Raw genomic sequence first — 17775 nt, 5'->3', positions numbered from 1 at the left:
ATGAATGCCGCATCAATGCTTTAATTCCAAACGATCATTGCCCTCTCGGGTGAATTCAAAGGTAGAAATCCAATCTAGCACATCGATTTGATTGCGCATTTCTGAAGGGAAGGGGCCAAAGGGGGCAGATGCACGAACGATGGCTAATGCCTGTCGATCTAGCTCTGGATTGCCAGAGCTGCGCCCTATTGAAACGCCCTCTTTTCCTTGCGCATTAGTAGTGATCCGCCCCTGCGCATCAACACTCACCACGATCACCAAGCTGCCATATAAGGGCCTGCCATTAGCACGCGGGAAAAAAGCGCTTCCATATGCCTCGATTTTTTGGCGCATCGCATCAAAATAATGGGCAAATGAGACCGCCTTTGTATTAGCGCCAGTGAGAACCTTGCGACGCGGCTCACGACCATCAGCCTGTAAACGCTTTGCTAGCTCTGCTTCCAAAGAATTGAGTTGGGGAGCAATTCGTTGATCATCCCCGCTCTTGCGTCCTCCGGAATTCACACGTTGCTCGTCTAACTTGGCCAACATTTGCTTCTGCTGTTTTTCCAAGACCTCTAGACGGGCCTCAGCTCCTAGTCTTGCTCGATGTAACGCTGTTGCATCTTGATTTTCGGTTTTTCCTCCACCCTGTAAATCCGCCTGCGCCAATTTATTAGCTTGCTTAGGGGGCGTCTTATTACTGGCATTAACCAAAACCACACTTAATGGCGTATTTAAACGGCGATTCTGAATTTCACCCATACCCCAGCGAAACGATAAGAAAAGGATATGAATGATGAGAGATACAAGAAGTGCCAGTCGAAGAGGGTAACGGCGCCAAGCATTTAGGAAGTCAGCCCATGCTCGACCTAGCCTCTCAGAGAAGGGGAACTGGACAGACTTAATCTGGACCAACATTTTCTTCAACGCCATCAGGCAAAGCATCCGAAGCTTCTTCAGCAACTTTTTCTACTGACTCCGCCTTTGCTTCAATCTCAAGAACTCTCACAGCAGCAGTCAATTGCAAAAGATCAATATTTGCCACTGCAACTTCAGCACGCGTCATACGTGGATAACTGGCTAATTCTGGAATCGGCAAATGCAGTGGTACTAACTCCACTCTCGACATGCCTTCTTTTAAATGACGTACGTGGAGATTTTTTGAATCTCCGTCCTGCGCAATCCAACGTAAACACCAATATTTTTCCAGGCGATCCTGATATTCCCCATAGGTTTGATAAGAAGATTCAAAATCGGCTGCAATACCCATTAGCGTTGCATCTCGTGGCGGGAATGGCGCAACCATCTTGGCCATCACACCATTTTTTGCTAAGGCAATGAGCTGCCACTGATTGACTAGATCGGAATAGCGGCGCAATGGCGATGTACACCACGCGTAGTAATCCAAACCCAGACCTTCATGAGGACCAGGTGTTGTTTGCATGCGTGTTCGCAATGGACCCCAGCCCTTCTGAGTTCTAAATAAACCAGGCAAACCATGATCTGCCAATAATTGACCAGAAGCACTATTACAAAAGATCATCCACTCAGCAACGATCGTATCCAAAATAGAGCCTCGTTGACGCGGGAGGATCTCTACGCGCTCCACCCCATCTACATCCTTGATCTGAAAATGAAAATCCCTTGCCAAGGCATTCGGATCAATGACCCCCAACTGCTCTGCACGCAAGCCATTGGCGATACGCTTTTCTTGGCGGCCCGCATGCAAAAGTTTTGCCGCACGCCAGAGCACTGCCAATTCTTTTCGATAAGGATAACTAGAGTCCTCATCGACTAAACTTTCTTCGCTTACTAGATGCTCGATATTTTCCAGGCGAAGATTGGCCACCATCGGCACCATTTCTGCACGCATTTGTAAGGAATCGCGATTTGCAATGCCCTCTGTATCAATATCGACATAAATTGATAGCGCAGGGCGAGATGCGCCCTCATCTAAAGAAAATTGCTCAATGACTGAATCGGGCAACATCGTGATTTTGTCGCCCGGAAAATATACGGTAGACATTCGATTGCGTGCCACTTGATCCAATGGATCATCTTTTGCAATTACTAAACCTGGTGCTGCAATGTGGATACCAATTCGATGCGCACCATTAGGTAACTCGGTCACCGATAAAGCATCATCAATTTCAGTAGTTCCCGAGTCATCAATCGAGAAAGCCTTAACTTCAGCCAAAGGAAGCTCTGCAACTGCTGCAGCATAGGCAGCTTGATCAACACTGAGATTGGGATTATGAGTAGCACCATTGGGGAAATGAGCCTTCAAGAACATACCCTGGTGATAGGCCAAAGGAGAATCAATTGCAGCACACCGAATCATTAATTGCGCAGGAGACTCGCCGGTTTCAGTGCAAGCTGCAATCAAGGCTTTATATGCAGCAGTATTTTTGTCAGGTGAAAATAGTAACTGCTTAGCCAAAGGCTTCAACGCCTCAGGACATGATCCTGAAACTAATTCTTGTTGCCAAAGTAATTGTTGCTCTAGTTCTTTTTGCTTACGCTCAAGCGCAGCTAAACCGGCCTGCAATTGCTCTAGGGGTGCACGCTGAAAGCGTCCTCGCCCCTTGCGACGGAAAAATACTGGGGCCCCTTGCAAGGCAATAGCTAAAGCAGTTTGTTGAGGAATCGTTGCTTGAGCACCAAAATATTCAAGAGAAACATCTACGAGGCCAAACTCTTCCTCGGGAGCGCAGTCCCAAAGTAGTTGCAGATCAATATCTTTGGATAAAGTATTTGCCGCATCCATAACCGATTGCGCTTCAGGTTTATCAAAGCGCAGCCAGACTTCTTTAGCTTTGAGTTTGATCTTTTTTCCCGAAAGGCTTGTCGCTTGCCAAGACTCGGTATCGCCAGCGCCTGAAGCAGACTGTACTGTGGCGATTTTGATATCGCCGCCCTCTTCATATACAAGATTCATGCTTAGAGGGAAATCCCGCCGCTAGCCTCTAATGCAACACCATTAACGTAACTCGCTTCATCGCTGGCTAGAAATAAGTACACATTAGCCATTTCTTCTGGCGTACCCAGACGCCCAAGCCAACTACGACGCTCAATGTCCTGCAGGATATTTTCTGGCATGGCTTTCACCATCTCTGTAGCAATAAATCCAGGACACACTGCATTGACCCGAATACCTTTGGGACCTAGCTCGCGGGCCCATGTCTTAGTGAAACCAATGACACCAAACTTGGTAGCCGAGTAATTAGTTTGGCCAAAGTTGCCATACAGACCAACCACACTAGATGCGTTGACTACTGCGCCAGAACCTGCTTCCAACATATGCGGTACAACTAATTGGGTGCAGTTAAACACCCCCTTTAAATTGACATCAATCACAGTATCAAACTGAGCCTCTGTCATCTTCACCAAACGGGCATCTTGAGTAATCCCAGCGTTATTAATCAAAATATCGATACGGCCATATTTCTGCATTACTTGATCCACTACTGCTTGGATGCTCCCGCGATCTGTGACGTTCATTACATAGGCCTCAGCATTCGTGATTTGTGCCGCAGCGCCATTAACCGCTTCAAGATTCATATCTGCAATGATCACAATAGCGCCCTCTTGCGCAAAGCGTTGCGCCGTTGCAAAGCCAATACCCTTTGCTGCACCAGTAATGATTGCCACTTTATCTTTTAAGCGATTACCCATGATGTACCTTCAATGTTGATTTGTTAAGCCGCCTTAAACGGATACCGCTGTTAATATTTTTTGATGAACGCCACCGAAGCCCCCGTTACTCATAACCAAAATGTGATCACCCGGCTTTGCCTCTTTGGCGACTGCACTGACTAATGCTTCCAGAGCATCGAAAGCCTGTGCTTTGCCGGCTTCTTTGACATTGAGCGGGGACAAAACTTCCTTTAAGTCCCAACCTAATGAGTCTTTGCCGCTATTGGCACCATAAGCAAAGACCTTGTCAGCCTGTTGCAAGCTAGCGGGAAGCTGTGCTTTCATGACGCCTAACTTCATGGTGTTCGAACGAGGCTCTAATACCGCCAAGATGCGTGCTGCACCAACTCGACGACGCAACCCATCCAGCGTTGTCGTGATTGCCGTTGGATGATGAGCAAAATCGTCATATACCGTGATGTCATTTGCAACACCAATGGTTTCGAGGCGACGCTTCACATTCTTAAATTGGGCCAAAGCACGCGCAGAATCCGCGGGGGAAATACCAATATGATTTGCAGAAGCGATTGCAGCTAATGCATTCAATTGATTATGTGTGCCCATCACTCCAGAATTAGGCGCCCATTTCACAACAGCTACTTCTTTGCCAGATTGCCGAACAACAAAGCCATCTGCTGCTTGCGAAATCAGAGACCATTCATTCGCTACCGCTTGTCCAAAGCGCTCGACTGGAGCCCAAGCACCCCGGGCTACAACACGCTCTAGTGCCGGCTCTTCGCCGTTCACCACCAGCAAACCCTCGCCTGGCACGGTACGCACTAAATGATGAAACTGAGTTTCGATCGCCGCAAGATCAGCAAATATATCTGCGTGATCAAATTCCAAATTATTCAATAAAGCAGTACGCGGTCTGTAGTGGACAAACTTACTGCGCTTATCAAAAAAGGCAGTGTCATATTCATCGGCCTCAATCACAAAATATTGACTCTCACCTAAGCGTGCTGATACCGTGAAATTCAGTGGCACCCCGCCAATCAAATAACCAGGTTTGTAGCCGTTAAATTCTAAAATCCAAGTCAGCATGGCTGAGGTAGTAGTTTTACCGTGCGTACCAGCAACTGCTAAAACATGTCTACCGTATAAAACTTGTTCACCAAGCCATTGAGGACCAGAGATATATGGAAGCCCTTGATTCAGAATTGCTTCCATCAGTGGATTGCCCCGAGAAACCACATTGCCGATAACAAATAAATCGGGCATCGTCTCAAACTGCAATAATTGATCTGGTGAGAATCCTTCAATCAACTCAATACCCTGAGATTCAAGCTGAGTGCTCATTGGTGGATACACGTTAGCGTCACAACCCGTAACACGATGTCCGGCTTGCCGAGCGATTGCGGCGATGCCGCCCATGAAAGTACCGCAGATGCCCAAGATATGTATATGCATCTGCGAATTTTAGCGAAGGAGTTGAAGTGAACCGAAGACAATGGATCATGATCGGCGGAATTAGTCTTTTGGCAGCCGCTGCGGGCGCCCTGACTTCGCAATGGTTATCAAAGATGGACTTAGCGAGCGAGGCCGGTGTTAAGGCCTTTTTTAACAACCCCTGGTCAAGCCCCGAGGGAAAAGAAATTAACATCCAAGATTGGCAAGGAAAGTTACTCGTAGTTAACTTTTGGGCCTCCTGGTGCCCCCCTTGCGTTGAAGAAATGCCTGAACTAGAGAAGTTGCAAGGGGAGTTTCTGCAGCAAAATGTCTTATTTGTTGGCATCGCAATTGATTCTCCATCTAACGTACGCGAATTTCTGAAAAAGACCTCTGTTTCCTATCCCATTGCCATGGGTGGAATGAATGGCAGCCAAATCTATAAGGCCCTAGGCAACACTCAATCCGCGCTTCCATATACCGTCGTAATCAATTCAAGTGGAAAGGCAATCTACAGCAAATTAGGGAAAATAGATGAAGAAGAGCTCAGAAAAGCTATAAAAGCTGCTTTATGACCTTTTTTATCAACACTTGAATAAATATCTCCAGACTATGATTGCTTAATAAATAGGCAATTTAGTGAATAATTCTGCTGAATTACCTCTAAAACTATTGAAAATTTCGTCTAAGGAGGCTTGCTTTTTGATCTCCCTAAGCGTCCAAGAAGGTATACTTCCTTCCATAGCAAGTGAAGCATGAGTTATCTGGGTGGCCAAAAGCCAAAACAAACAATTGACACCTAACTGCCTCTAAAAACAGGGATCTATGTCTAAAAAAGCTTCAATTCTCGTCATTCAGGGTCCAAACCTCAATCTCTTAGGTACCCGTGAACCAGAGGTTTATGGGAAAACTACCTTAGAAGATATCCATTCAAGACTGGGGAATCTCGCAAAAGCTCAGTCAGTCGACTTAAGCACCTATCAAAGCAATCATGAAGGCGAGTTAATTGACCGCATTCAGAAAGCAAAATTAGATGGGGTAGATTTCATCATCATTAATCCAGGCGCATTTACCCATACAAGCGTTGCCCTCCGGGATGCTTTAGCTGGAGTTGCCATTCCGTTTACTGAAGTCCATTTATCCAATATTCATCAGCGCGAAGAGTTCCGTAAGCATTCTTACCTATCCGATATCGCTACTGGTGTGATTTGCGGCCTTGGCGCCATAGGCTACGAGTTAGCCCTCCAAGCAGCAATTGCCCGTTTACAAAATAAGCTCATTTAAAGAATTTCAAGAGAGGACACACTCAAATGGATCTAAGAAAACTCAAAACCTTGATCGATCTCGTTTCTGAGTCAGGCATTTCTGAATTAGAGGTAAACGAGGGCGAAGACCGTGTTCGTATTGTGAATGCCGGCTCTCCAGCTCCGACAGGTCATCTGGTCTACGCCAATCCTGCTCCTACACAAACAATGCAGGCTGCTCCTGCTGCCGCACCAACACCAGCTACTGCTCCCGTTGCTGAAGCGCCGCCTGCTGAAACTGGCTTCATTGCACGCTCACCAATGGTAGGAACCTTCTACCGTGCCCCAAATCCAGAATCACCAAACTTCGTCAACATTGGCGATACCGTCAAAGTGGGTCAAACACTTTGCATCATTGAGGCTATGAAATTGCTCAATGAAATCGAATCAGAGCAAGCGGGTGTGATCAAAGAAATTCTTTGTGAAAACGGCCAAGGTGTTGAGTTTGATCAACCCTTATTTGTCATTGCTTAATTTCCCCGCCATCCTTACCAATCCTTTTTACCTAACTCAGAGCCGACATGTTCGATAAGATTCTGATTGCCAATCGGGGAGAAATTGCTCTCCGCATCCAACGCGCATGCCGTGAGTTGGGAATTAAAACTGTAGTGGTCTACTCCACTGCTGACAAAGAAGCAAAGTATGTGAAGCTTGCGGACGAAGCTGTTTGCATTGGTCCAGCACCTTCTCCTCTGAGCTATCTCAACATGCCAGCAATCATTTCTGCAGCAGAAGTAACCGATGCTGAAGCGATCCACCCTGGTTATGGCTTTCTTTCTGAGAATGCAGACTTTGCAGAGCGCGTAGAAAAATCCGGCTTTGCCTTTATTGGCCCGACTGCTGCTTCTATTCGCCTCATGGGTGACAAAGTTTCTGCCAAGCGCGCCATGATTAAAGCGGGCGTTCCCTGCGTTCCTGGCTCTGAGGGTGCATTAGCAGATGACCCAAAAGAAATTATTGCTACCGCCAAAAAAGTGGGCTATCCAGTCATTATTAAAGCGGCAGGTGGTGGCGGTGGGCGTGGTATGCGCGTAGTTCACACTGAAGCTGCACTGATTAATGCAGTCAATATGACTCGTGAAGAGGCAGGTCGTGCCTTTGGCAATCCCGAAGTCTATATGGAGAAGTTTTTAGAAAAACCTCGCCACGTAGAAATTCAGATTTTGGCTGACACTCATGGCAATGCAATATGGCTAGGCGAACGTGACTGCTCAATGCAGCGTCGTCACCAAAAGGTGATTGAAGAAGCTCCAGCGCCTGGCATTGATCGCCGCTTGATCGCCAAAATTGGTGAACGTTGTGCAGAAGCTTGCAGAAAAATTGGATATCGCGGTGCAGGCACCTTCGAATTTCTCTATGAAAACGGTGAATTCTTCTTTATTGAGATGAACACCCGTGTTCAAGTAGAGCACCCTGTCACCGAGATGATTACTGGCGTAGATATTGTTCAGGAGCAGATTCGAATTGCTGCTGGCCTCAAGCTGAGTTATCGCCAAAAAGACATCGTATTTCGTGGTCACGCTATCGAATGCCGCCTGAATGCTGAAGATCCATTTAAGTTCACACCAAGTCCAGGCAAAATTGGTTCATTCCATATGCCCGGTGGTCCCGGCATTCGCGTAGATTCTCATGCCTACAGCGGCTATGTCGTTCCATCGAACTACGACTCTATGATTGGCAAGCTCATTGCCTACGGCAATACACGTGAGCAAGCGATCCGTCGCATGCAGATCGCACTTTCTGAGATGGTTATTGACGGCATTACAACCAATGTACCTCTTCACCGCGAATTGATGCTAGATCCCAACTTCATGGAAGGCGGCACAAGCATTCATTACTTGGAGCATCGCTTAGAAGAGCAAGCTGCAAGTCGCGGTAAATCCTAGTTTATGAAAGCATCCCATGTCTTATCGTGAACTCGTTTTCACGGTAGCTGCAGAAACTGCCGAGCCATTAGGCGACACCTTGCTCGAGCTGGGCGCACTATCTGTCACCGTGGAGGACGACGCTGCAGGTGGTTACGATGAGAATCCACTTTATGGCGAACCCGGTCTCTCTCCTGAAGTGCAAGCATGGGATCGATCATCTGTCACCGCCCTCTTTAATCCAGATATCGATGATTCTGGCAGCGCAGAATTCATTCCTGAGCTACTTGCCTCCTTAAAAGAGGCTGGATTTAGATTGGCTCCGCCTCAAGAAAAAACTGTTGAAGAGCAAGATTGGGTCAGATTGACGCAAAGTCAATTCACCCCGATTCAAATTGGTAAACGTATTTGGGTAGTTCCCTCATGGCACGACGCTCCAACCGATCCAAATGCGATTTGTTTGGCAGTGGATCCCGGGCTTGCGTTTGGCACCGGTAGTCATCCGACAACCCACCTGTGTTTGCTTTGGCTCGAAGAGCACTCGAATTTAAAAAATCAAAGTCTGCTTGATTACGGCTGCGGCTCTGGAATTTTGGCAATCGCTGCTGCAAAACTAGGTTGTAATCCAGTCATTGGTACGGATATTGATCCTCAGGCGATGGTTGCAGCCCGCAGCAACGCTGAGATTAACCAAACTACCATTCGCTTTGTTCTTCCAACCGAAGGTGCTCCGGAGCTTGCTGCAGAAACCAAATACGACATCGTGATGGCCAATATTTTGGCCAATCCACTGCAAGTGCTTGCTCCAGCATTAGTGAATAAGATGCGTGAAGGCGGTCAAATTGTTCTGTCTGGCGTCCTGGCTAGACAAGCTGATGAGGTAATTGCTACTTACAGCCAATGGCTGACGCTTTCCGTCTGGAAGGAAAACGAAGGTTGGGTTTGCTTGCATGGCACCCTCAATTCAGGCAAACAAAAGACCTCATCCGCTATTTTTGCTGCACCTGCTCAAAAAAAAAGTCTTAAGTTAGCCCTACTGTCAGGCTTATTTCTTTTGCTTCTCATTTTTGGCGAGCATCTTTCCAGAAATTCTTTGCTCCCATTACTGGCACCTCGAGTAGATGGGACATCAAATTCATTTTCAGTCGGTGCCTTTTCAATTTTGCAGACTCTTGACGAAAAATTATGTCGCGCACTAGGATGCTTTAATCGGCCTGTAAGCGATTTTGCTGCTTGGAAAATAACTTCAGCTGCGCTATCGCCTGAAAACGCGCGCGAGAGCCTTAAAATCCCTGCAAATCAATCTATGTTGCAAGTTGAAATACAAAATCGTCTCGCAATTCCAATTTTGCTACCAATTTTAGAAATCTCTCTCACTGATGCAGAAGAATCTGAATTGAATTCAATTCAACTCTCTCCAAAAGAATGGTTACCACCCTCTTGGCAAGAATCGCATCCTGATTTTTCTAAAACTGGTGCGCCTGCAGGTGCAATCATTCAAACAGAGGTGCCGCTAACCCTGCCGCAAAATGCTGCGGGATATCGAGTGCGCATTCTTTACCCCCAATAACCCAACTTTTATTACTCCATCACCTACAGAAAGTAATTTATGGCTAGCTTGATCTGCGGCTCTATCGCCTTCGACACCATCATGAACTTTGAGGGCAAATTTGCCGATCAAATTCTGCCTGAGCAGATTCATATTCTGAATGTGGCTTTTTTGGTTCCAACCATGCGCCGTGAATTTGGTGGATGCGCAGGAAATATTGCTTATAACCTAAGCCTGTTGGGTGGAGACCCCATCATTATGGCAACGGTTGGTGGTGATGCCGCGCCCTACCTCAGCCGCTTAAAACAACTCAATATCGATGCGAGTCATATTCGCCAGATTGATAGTGCATTCACAGCGCAAGCCATGATCACTACCGATCAAGCCAATAACCAAATTACTGCCTTCCACCCTGGCGCCATGGGAGAGTCACACCTCAATCAAGTCTCTGCAGTGGTTGCCGAAAGAAACAAGAACTCCAAACGAGCGGCCAAATTTGGCATCGTTGCCCCAGATGGCCGCCAAGGCATGTGGGAACACTGCCACCAACTGGCCGAAGCACAGATTCCATTTATCTTTGATCCAGGCCAGGGCCTGCCAATGTTCAACGGTCCAGAACTCTTGGAGCTGGTTGATATTGCTAGTTACTTGGCCGTAAACGACTATGAAGGCGAAATGCTTTCACAGAGAACCGGCCTGAGCTTTGCAACCGTGGCTGAACGAGTCAAGGCCTTAATTGTGACCAAGGGTGCAGAAGGTGCAGATATTTACACCAATGGCAAATGCATCTCAATTCCCCCAGTACCAGCAGCTCAAGTGGTTGACCCCACTGGATGCGGTGATGCATTCCGCGGGGGATTGCTATTTGGACTTGAAAATGGAATGGATTGGGAAACTACCGGTCGCCTGGCCAGCTTGATGGGTTCAATCAAAATTACTCATCAAGGACCACAAAATCACCAACTCAGCAAAGAACAGATAGCCGAACAATTTAAATCCGCTTTTGGCTTTAGCCTCTAAGGCTCGCCCAGGCACAATCAAAATCTGAGCGATAAAAAAAGGGGTCTCGTGAGAGACCCCTTCTAGTAACACCCGTCTGTTTAAGGACGTGTGCCAGTTGGGAAGGGCCAAGCAGCGGCGGATGTTGCTAGTGCAGCTTTCTTAGCCGCGGGCTTTTTTACAGCAGCGCCCGCTTTCTTCGCAGCAGGCTTACTTACTTTTTTTTTGCTACGCGTTTTTTTGCAGCTGGACGCTTAGCAGCAGCTTTTTTAGCAGCAGGCTTCTTAGCAGCTAGCTTTTTTAGCAGCAGGCTTCTTAGCAGCTAGCTTTTTTAGCAGCAGGACGCTTCTTAGCTACTTTTTTAGCAGCAGGCTTCTTAGCAGCAGCTTTTTTAGCAGCAGGACGCTTCTTAGCTACTTTTTTAGCAGCTGGTTTCTTAGCAGCTACTTTTTTCTTAGCAGCTGGTTTCTTTGCAGCAGGTTTTTTCTTGGCGATTGCCATAGTCATACTCCTTCACGTGAGGATTGATACAAACTACCGATTAAGAAGACCCGACCACTCATTTCCGCCTGGTTTTGCAACCATTTAGAGCTGACGAGCGAGCCATTCATCGGCGCGCGGCTTGATGCTAAGTGCTGCACGCTAATGAATCTTGGAAAAAAAGCCGTGGCCCCAAAGGACAACGGCTTCTTAAATGTGCTGGAAAAAATAGAGAGAATAGCCCAGGCACCCTTGAGCAAGGGTTTTCGGATTTGAGTCTGTTTTTGCTGACTTCTTAAACTATCCAACCGTCTAATCTCCTATTTAGCCGGCTATGCGCTTACTTACTGCTGACTACTCCCAACTTAGCGCACCGCCAGTTTGATACTCAATAACGCGTGTCTCAAAAAAGTTTCGTTCTTTCTTAAGATCAATCATTTCTGACATCCATGGAAATGGATTCTCTTCATTTGGGAACATCGCGTCAAGTCCTATTTGCAAACATCTGCGATTACAAATGTATCTTAGGTACCCTTTGAACATCGGCGCGTTCAATCCGAGCACTCCACGAGGCATCGTATCTTCGGCATAACGGTACTCTAATTCGACTGCTTTTTCAAAGATAGATTTGATCTCATCTTTGAACGCGGAAGTCCATAACTGCGGGTTCTCCAGCTTGATTTGGTTAATCAAATCGATACCAAAATTGCAGTGCATTGACTCGTCACGAAGGATGTATTGATACTGCTCAGCAGCACCCGTCATTTTGTTTTGACGACCCATTGCAAGTATTTGCGTAAAACCAACATAAAAGAACAATCCTTCCATTACGCAAGCAAAAACGATGAGCGAACGGAGTAACTTTTGATCGTTTTCTAGTGTGCCAGTCTGAAAATTCGGATCAGTTAAGACATCAATAAACGGAATTAAGAATTGATCTTTAGCGCGGATCGATTCAATTTCGTTATACGCATTGAAGATTTCAGCCTGATCTAAGCCCAAAGATTCCACAATATATTGGTAGGCATGGGTATGAATTGCCTCTTCGAAAGCCTGGCGCAATAGGTATTGGCGGCACTCTGGAGCAGTAATGTGGCGATAAGTACCCAAAACAATGTTGTTGGCAGCCAAAGAGTCTGCAGTTGTAAAGAAACCAAGATTGCGCTTAATAATGCGACGCTCATCTTCTGTCAGACCGTTAGGATCTTTCCAGAGCGCAATATCGCGGTTCATATTGATCTCTTGTGGCATCCAGTGGTTTGCACAGCCAGCTAAATACTTTTCCCAAGCCCATTTGTACTTGAAAGGCACTAACTGATTGACGTCAGTCTTAGCATTAATCACGCGCTTATCAGCAGCATTTACACGTAAAGCGGCACCGCCAGACAAATTAGCTGCTGCTACAGGCGCAGCAGCTTGCGGCGCCATTGCAACTTGATCTGGCTGTGGGCGTTGTGGCTCCACCGCAACTGGCTGCGGTGCAAGACCAGCTTTCGCTAGTGCTGGAGCAACTTCTTCTTCCCAATTCAACATAACTATCTCCTAAATTCTTCTATTTCTGACCAATAAGTAAATGGCTTATTGGCATGCTTCACATTCTTCAAATCCAGCATCGCCTGGGCGCATTGTGCAAACTGGACCATCGGCTTCTACTGCACCAGCAGTATTTGCTGCAGCCGCATCTGTCCCATTTACCCCACCGCCACTGGATACCGAGTTCAACTGACCGCTAGCAACGGTTGATTTCTCAACGTGGGTTGCAGCCATAGTACGGAGGTAATAGGTGGTTTTCAAGCCACGCAACCATGCCAACTTGTAAGTGTCATCCAATTTCTTGCCGGATGCACCACCCATGTAGATGTTCAATGACTGAGCTTGGTCAATCCACTTCTGACGACGGGAGGCCGCCTCAACCAACCAGCTTGGCTCCACTTCAAAAGCGGTTGCATACAAATCACGCAAATCTTGAGGAATGCGATCGATCTTAGACAAAGTGCCATCAAAGTACTTCAAGTCAGCAATCATCACTTCGTCCCACAAGCCGCGGTCTTTCAAATCACGCACCAAGTACTCATTTACTACTGTGAACTCGCCTGAAAGGTTGGATTTCACGAATAAGTTCTGGAATGTTGGCTCGATACAGGCTGAAACACCAATAATGTTTGAAATAGTTGCGGTTGGGGCAATTGCTACGCAATTGGAGTTACGCATACCGTGTTGCTTGATACGAGCACGCAAACCACTCCAATCCATGGCGGATGAATTATCTACTTCTACATAGCCGCCACGCTCCTGAGCCAACAATGCTACTGAGTCCTGCGGGAGGATGCCGCGATCCCATAAGGAACCTTTATAGGTGCTGTAAACACCACGCTCTTCAGCTAGCTCAGAAGAAGCCTGGTAAGCGTAGTAGCAAACCGCTTCCATTGAGGTGTCAGCAAACTTCACAGCCTCATCGCTAGCGTAAGGAATACGTTGCATGTGCAAGCAATCCTGGAAGCCCATGATGCCCATGCCGACTGGACGGTGCTTAAGGTTGGAGTTGCGAGCTTTAGCAACAGCATAGTAGTTGATGTCAATCACGTTATCGAGCATACGCATTGCAGTACGTACAGTTCTTTGAAGCTTCTCGTGATCTAAGACCAATTTACCGTTTGCATCAGTAGTCATGTGCGCAGTTAAGTTCACAGAGCCCAAGTTACAAACTGCAATTTCGTCCTCATTGGTATTGAGAGTGATCTCAGTACATAAGTTAGAAGAGTGAACTACGCCAATATGTTGCTGCGGGCTACGAATATTGCAAGGATCTTTGAAAGTGATCCATGGGTGGCCAGTTTCAAACAACATGCCGAGCATCTTGCGCCACAATTGCTGCGCCGGAATTCTGCGGAATGGCTTCAACTCACCACGATCGGCTTTTTGCTCGTAAGCAACATAAGCCTCTTCGAAGGCTTTGCCGAACTTGTCATGCAAGTCAGGTGTATTAGAAGGTGAGAACAGAGTCCAGTCACCATTTTCCATCACGCGCTTCATGAATAAGTCAGGAATCCAGTTAGAAGTATTCATGTCGTGCGTACGGCGACGATCATCACCAGTGTTTTTACGCAATTCCAAGAACTCTTCAATATCCAAGTGCCAAGTTTCTAAGTAGGCGCAAACCGCACCTTTTCGCTTGCCACCTTGGTTCACAGCAACTGCAGTGTCGTTCACTACTTTAAGGAATGGCACAACACCTTGTGATTTACCGTTAGTACCTTTGATATGGCTACCTAATGCACGAACGTTGGTCCAGTCATTACCCAAGCCGCCAGCAAACTTAGACAGCAAAGCATTTTCTTTCAATGCTTCATAAATACCGTCAAGATCATCTTCAACAGTAGTCAAATAGCAGCTTGAGAGCTGTGGACGAGTAGTCGCCGAGTTGAACAAGGTTGGTGTGCTGGACATGAAATCAAATGTCGAGAGGATTTCATAGAACTCAATCGCACGACGCTCACGGTCCATCTCATTCAAAGCCAAGCCCATCGCAACACGCATAAAGAAGGCCTGCGGCATTTCAATGCGGCGCTCTTCAATGTGCAAGAAGTAGCGGTCATACAAAGTTTGCAAACCAAGGTAGTTGAACTGCAAGTCACGACTAGCGTTCAAGGCAGCAGCTAGGCGTGGCAAGTCAAACTCACGCATACGTGGGTCCAGCAATTCTGCAGAAATACCTTCATTGATGTACTTCGCAAAATAGGTGCTGTACTCGGCCTGGGTATCGCCTTGCAATACTTCCTTACCAAAGATCTCTTTACGGATCACATGCATCAAGATACGCGCAGTTACCTGGCTATAAGCAGGATCTTTTTCAATCAAAGTACGGGAAGCCAAAATTGCAGAGTCATAGACTTGTGCCATTGGTACGCCATCATACAAATTTTTGATTGTTTCAGTAATGATTGGGGATGCGTCAATATGATTACCTAGGCCTTCACAAGCAGCTTCAATGACAGTACGTAAAGCAGCCATGTCAAGCCACTTCTCAACGCCATTGTCGGTAACCTTAATCCCTGACTCACCAGCCTGATTGGCCGATTGAGCGTCTTGAGAAACTTCCTGCTGAGCAGCGCGTTCTTGATTGCGCTTTTCACGATAAAGAACATAGGCACGTGCAACGTTGTGCTCGCCACTACGCATCAAAGCTAATTCAACCTGGTCTTGAATATCTTCAATGTGAAATGTGCCGCCATTAGGGCGACTACGCAAGAGCGCACGTACGACTGAATGGGTGAGTTGCTCTACTTGCTCGCGTACTCGTGCAGATGCTGCACCTTGACCACCATTTACCGCCAAGAAAGCTTTTGTTACTGCAATGGCAATTTTGGATGGCTCAAAAGCCACCACTGAGCCATTGCGGCGAATAATTTTGTAATCAGACAATTGGGTTGCTTGGGCACCACCAACACCGCCAGCCACAAAACTGGCAGAAGGAGCCTGATTCATTGCTCCTGCAGGACTCAATCCTGGGTTATTCGCTCCAGTAGGTTGACCTGCTGTCTGTGGATTAGCGTATGTCATGTTGCTCCTGCTCTTATATATAGTTATTTGGACAAAAAATCGTTAAAAAACAATGGTGTATTGCTAGATTCAAACACTAGATGTAGTGTTTCGAAGCGCATTAGGCACTAAGTATAGGGAAATATTGGGGCTTTTGTAAGTTTTTTATGACAAAAACTTATTAGTATTTTTACTAATTAATTGAATAATTTGGGAGCATTTTGGTGCGTGATTTTTAGCCCTTTTTAGCTAAAGGCTAAAAAAGTAAGCGTATGCTCACATACAACAATGAGTCTATCGAGAAATCAGCCCATAGGGCATCTTTTCCTCTGAAATTCCTGTCTCTTTTTGGAACTTTTTCCAATCGAAATATATTCCAGGATCGGTTTTTCTGTCGGGCGCAATGTCACTGTGCCCAGCAAATTGGAGATTGGGATAACTTGCCTGTAGCTTCTTGACCAAACTCGTCAAAGTTTTGTACTGATATTCTTCGAACGGTGAATCTCCATCGCCCTCTAGCTCTATTCCAATAGAGAAGTCATTGCATTTTTGTCTTCCCATAAAGGAGGAGATGCCAGCATGCCATGCCCTATCTTGAGTTGAAACAAGCTGCACTAACTCACCAGAGCGCGTAATTAGAAAATGGCTAGACACCTTTTGTCCGGAGATCTCTGCAAAATAAGGATGTGCACTGGAATCTAGCTTGTTCTGAAAAAAATCGATGATGTATTGGCTTGATTCTTTTAACCGAAATTGTCCCGGAGGCAAACTGATGTGATGAATCACCACTAAATCAGGTTGAATATTTTCCGGTCTCTCATCGAAGTTAGGTGAGACACGCCAATTCGCAGAGCCAATCCATCCCCGTTCATTAAGGACATTGAGATGGTCTTGCGAACAATAAAAACGCTGCTCATAAACTCTAGCTTCAGATCTAGGTAGATGCACTTTGCAATGCTGGCATTGAACCATCGGCTCTGGCTCCAGAGCCTTTGTAGGAGTGGGATCAGAGGATTTTTTCAAACCCTCTTTGACCTGCTTTTGTTTCTTCAACCAAAGGTAGAAAAAATAGCCAACTGCAAAAAATAAAAGCCACTTAAACAAGGGTCATACTCTTTGAAGAATCACTTCTAATACAAAACGGCTACCGACATAAGCGAGCAGTAGCGCAGTGTACGCACTTAGGACCCAACGCACTGCAGCACGGCCACGCAACCCAACACGCCAACGCGCCAAGAGCAACCCAGCGAATAAGAACCAGGAAATCAGAGCAAAAATAGTCTTATGATCAAAGACAAGGGGTTTTCCAAACAAGGTTTGTGAAAATAGCAAACCAGAAAATACCGTCAGACTTAAAAGTGCAAAACCAACATACAGCAAGTTAAACAACAAACTCTCCATAGTCATGAGTGGCGGCAAATCTTCCAGCCAGTGTGAGAGGCGGCTATCAGGAACAATCGCAAGTTGACGGTGTAGTGCACGATCTTGAACGCTCATGAGCATGGCATGCATTGCGGCCAAGCTGAGCAAGCCAACAGAAATCGTCGCCACGATAAAGTGCCCCTTAAACCAAGGATCAGAAACCGCCTTTGGCGAAATCAATGTGCCAGGGAAAAGGTTGGGAAGCAGAGAGCAGACCAAGGCAAATAAAATTGCCAACCAACGCAAGCTCGAAATAGGCAAAAACCATGACTGAAACCAGTAAAAAGCCAGCCCAACCCAAGCAATGAGAGATAAGTCTTGAGCAAAGCCAAATATGAACCCTTGAGGCGTAAAGACGGAATCATGTAATTCCATTCCGTGAACTACCAAAATTACAAAAATAAAGGTTTGCACAAGTCCTGCCGAGAGCGCAGACTCCTCGCCCCGCTTTGCTTTGACGCTCAAAAAGAGCAATAGCAGTAAATAAAGTACGGGAGCAAGCATTCCGTAAGCTGGGTGACCTAAAATATCCATCTGGAAAGTCTAATCG

At 46.4% G+C, this 17775-nt stretch carries 15 protein-coding genes and 1 pseudogene; 7 read left to right on the top strand and 9 right to left on the bottom strand.

Annotated features, from left to right (window positions below):
* Positions 1 to 12 precede the first annotated feature (12 nt).
* The 4 genes from A9236_RS06325 to mpl are packed head-to-tail and all read right to left on the bottom strand — an operon-like array spanning position 13 to position 5088.
* A complete protein-coding gene (locus A9236_RS06325) occupies positions 13 to 915 on the bottom strand; it encodes an energy transducer TonB (protein ID WP_236638729.1) in 903 nt (300 codons plus the stop codon).
* Positions 884 to 2920, bottom strand: coding sequence for a ribonuclease catalytic domain-containing protein (locus A9236_RS06320; protein WP_071464575.1), 2037 nt, complete (start codon positions 2918 to 2920; stop codon positions 884 to 886). Before A9236_RS06320 ends, A9236_RS06325 begins: the two co-directional genes overlap by 32 nt.
* 2 nt (positions 2921 to 2922) lie before the next feature.
* Entirely contained in the window at positions 2923 to 3657 is a 735-nt protein-coding gene (gene fabG / locus A9236_RS06315; protein ID WP_071464574.1) for a 3-oxoacyl-ACP reductase FabG, read from the bottom strand.
* 33 nt (positions 3658 to 3690) lie between these two features.
* Entirely contained in the window at positions 3691 to 5088 is a 1398-nt protein-coding gene (gene mpl / locus A9236_RS06310) for a UDP-N-acetylmuramate:L-alanyl-gamma-D-glutamyl-meso-diaminopimelate ligase (protein ID WP_071464573.1), read from the bottom strand.
* Between the two features lie 26 nt (positions 5089 to 5114).
* Here mpl and A9236_RS06305 point away from each other — a divergent pair, with 26 nt between their 5' ends.
* The 7 genes and pseudogenes from A9236_RS06305 to A9236_RS06280 all read left to right on the top strand — a co-directional run bounded on the left by A9236_RS06305 (position 5115) and on the right by A9236_RS06280 (position 10805).
* A complete protein-coding gene (locus tag A9236_RS06305; protein ID WP_071464572.1) occupies positions 5115 to 5642 on the top strand; it encodes a TlpA disulfide reductase family protein in 528 nt (175 codons plus the stop codon).
* 250 nt (positions 5643 to 5892) lie between these two features.
* Positions 5893 to 6351, top strand: a complete 459-nt coding sequence (aroQ, locus tag A9236_RS06300) for a type II 3-dehydroquinate dehydratase (RefSeq protein ID WP_071464571.1) — start codon at positions 5893 to 5895, stop codon at positions 6349 to 6351.
* 26 nt (positions 6352 to 6377) lie between these two features.
* The gene (gene accB / locus A9236_RS06295) at positions 6378 to 6845 is read left to right on the top strand and encodes an acetyl-CoA carboxylase biotin carboxyl carrier protein (protein WP_071464570.1); all 468 of its coding nucleotides are present in this window, start codon (positions 6378 to 6380) and stop codon (positions 6843 to 6845) included.
* Between the two features lie 47 nt (positions 6846 to 6892).
* Positions 6893 to 8257, top strand: coding sequence for an acetyl-CoA carboxylase biotin carboxylase subunit (accC, locus tag A9236_RS06290; RefSeq protein WP_071464569.1), 1365 nt, complete (start codon positions 6893 to 6895; stop codon positions 8255 to 8257).
* Positions 8258 to 8273: 16 nt separating this feature from the next.
* Positions 8274 to 9194, top strand: a pseudogene (prmA, locus tag A9236_RS11290) (50S ribosomal protein L11 methyltransferase); the annotation flags it as partial.
* Complete coding sequence (locus tag A9236_RS11285) at positions 9183 to 9806, top strand: DUF3426 domain-containing protein (RefSeq protein ID WP_236638821.1); 624 nt, start codon at positions 9183 to 9185, stop codon at positions 9804 to 9806. The pseudogene prmA and the gene A9236_RS11285, both read left to right, overlap by 12 nt.
* Positions 9807 to 9845: 39 nt before the next feature.
* A complete protein-coding gene (locus A9236_RS06280; protein WP_071464567.1) occupies positions 9846 to 10805 on the top strand; it encodes a carbohydrate kinase family protein in 960 nt (319 codons plus the stop codon).
* Positions 10806 to 11099: 294 nt separating this feature from the next.
* Here A9236_RS06280 and A9236_RS11280 read toward each other — a convergent pair whose 3' ends face one another.
* From A9236_RS11280 to A9236_RS06250, 5 genes are all read right to left on the bottom strand, one after another.
* Positions 11100 to 11285 (bottom strand): hypothetical protein, encoded by a 186-nt coding sequence (locus A9236_RS11280; RefSeq protein ID WP_236638727.1) that lies wholly within the window; start codon positions 11283 to 11285, stop codon positions 11100 to 11102.
* Positions 11286 to 11618: 333 nt separating this feature from the next.
* Positions 11619 to 12797 (bottom strand): ribonucleotide-diphosphate reductase subunit beta, encoded by a 1179-nt coding sequence (locus tag A9236_RS06265; RefSeq protein WP_071464565.1) that lies wholly within the window; start codon positions 12795 to 12797, stop codon positions 11619 to 11621.
* A 45-nt stretch (positions 12798 to 12842) separates the two neighbouring features.
* Positions 12843 to 15749, bottom strand: coding sequence for a ribonucleoside-diphosphate reductase subunit alpha (locus tag A9236_RS06260; protein WP_369821170.1), 2907 nt, complete (start codon positions 15747 to 15749; stop codon positions 12843 to 12845).
* A gap of 348 nt (positions 15750 to 16097) precedes the next feature.
* A complete protein-coding gene (gene ampD, locus A9236_RS06255; protein WP_255400106.1) occupies positions 16098 to 16907 on the bottom strand; it encodes a 1,6-anhydro-N-acetylmuramyl-L-alanine amidase AmpD in 810 nt (269 codons plus the stop codon).
* Positions 16908 to 16910: 3 nt separating this feature from the next.
* The gene (locus tag A9236_RS06250) at positions 16911 to 17759 is read right to left on the bottom strand and encodes an inner membrane protein YpjD (protein WP_071464564.1); all 849 of its coding nucleotides are present in this window, start codon (positions 17757 to 17759) and stop codon (positions 16911 to 16913) included.
* Between the last annotated feature and the right edge of the window lie 16 nt (positions 17760 to 17775).

This window comes from Polynucleobacter sp. QLW-P1DATA-2 (genome assembly GCF_001870365.1).
Lineage (GTDB): Bacteria > Pseudomonadota > Gammaproteobacteria > Burkholderiales > Burkholderiaceae > Polynucleobacter.
The sequence above is the reverse complement of the archived record's forward strand: the minus strand, read 5'-3'. Positions and strand labels throughout refer to the sequence as shown.

Bases quoted from the DNA above. Each gene is read 5' to 3' on its own strand.
- A9236_RS06325 (WP_236638729.1), bottom strand. From the start codon at position 915: ATGGCGTTGAAGAAAATGTTGGTCCAGATTAAGTCTGTCCAGTTCCCC.
- A9236_RS06320 (WP_071464575.1), bottom strand. From the start codon at position 2,920: ATGAATCTTGTATATGAAGAGGGCGGCGATATCAAAATCGCCACAGTA.
- fabG (WP_071464574.1), bottom strand. From the start codon at position 3,657: ATGGGTAATCGCTTAAAAGATAAAGTGGCAATCATTACTGGTGCAGCA.
- mpl (WP_071464573.1), bottom strand. From the start codon at position 5,088: ATGCATATACATATCTTGGGCATCTGCGGTACTTTCATGGGCGGCATC.
- aroQ (WP_071464571.1), top strand. From the start codon at position 5,893: ATGTCTAAAAAAGCTTCAATTCTCGTCATTCAGGGTCCAAACCTCAAT.
- accB (WP_071464570.1), top strand. From the start codon at position 6,378: ATGGATCTAAGAAAACTCAAAACCTTGATCGATCTCGTTTCTGAGTCA.
- accC (WP_071464569.1), top strand. From the start codon at position 6,893: ATGTTCGATAAGATTCTGATTGCCAATCGGGGAGAAATTGCTCTCCGC.
- A9236_RS06280 (WP_071464567.1), top strand. From the start codon at position 9,846: ATGGCTAGCTTGATCTGCGGCTCTATCGCCTTCGACACCATCATGAAC.
- A9236_RS11280 (WP_236638727.1), bottom strand. From the start codon at position 11,285: ATGGCAATCGCCAAGAAAAAACCTGCTGCAAAGAAACCAGCTGCTAAG.
- A9236_RS06265 (WP_071464565.1), bottom strand. From the start codon at position 12,797: ATGTTGAATTGGGAAGAAGAAGTTGCTCCAGCACTAGCGAAAGCTGGT.
- A9236_RS06260 (WP_369821170.1), bottom strand. From the start codon at position 15,749: ATGAATCAGGCTCCTTCTGCCAGTTTTGTGGCTGGCGGTGTTGGTGGT.
- A9236_RS06250 (WP_071464564.1), bottom strand. From the start codon at position 17,759: ATGGATATTTTAGGTCACCCAGCTTACGGAATGCTTGCTCCCGTACTT.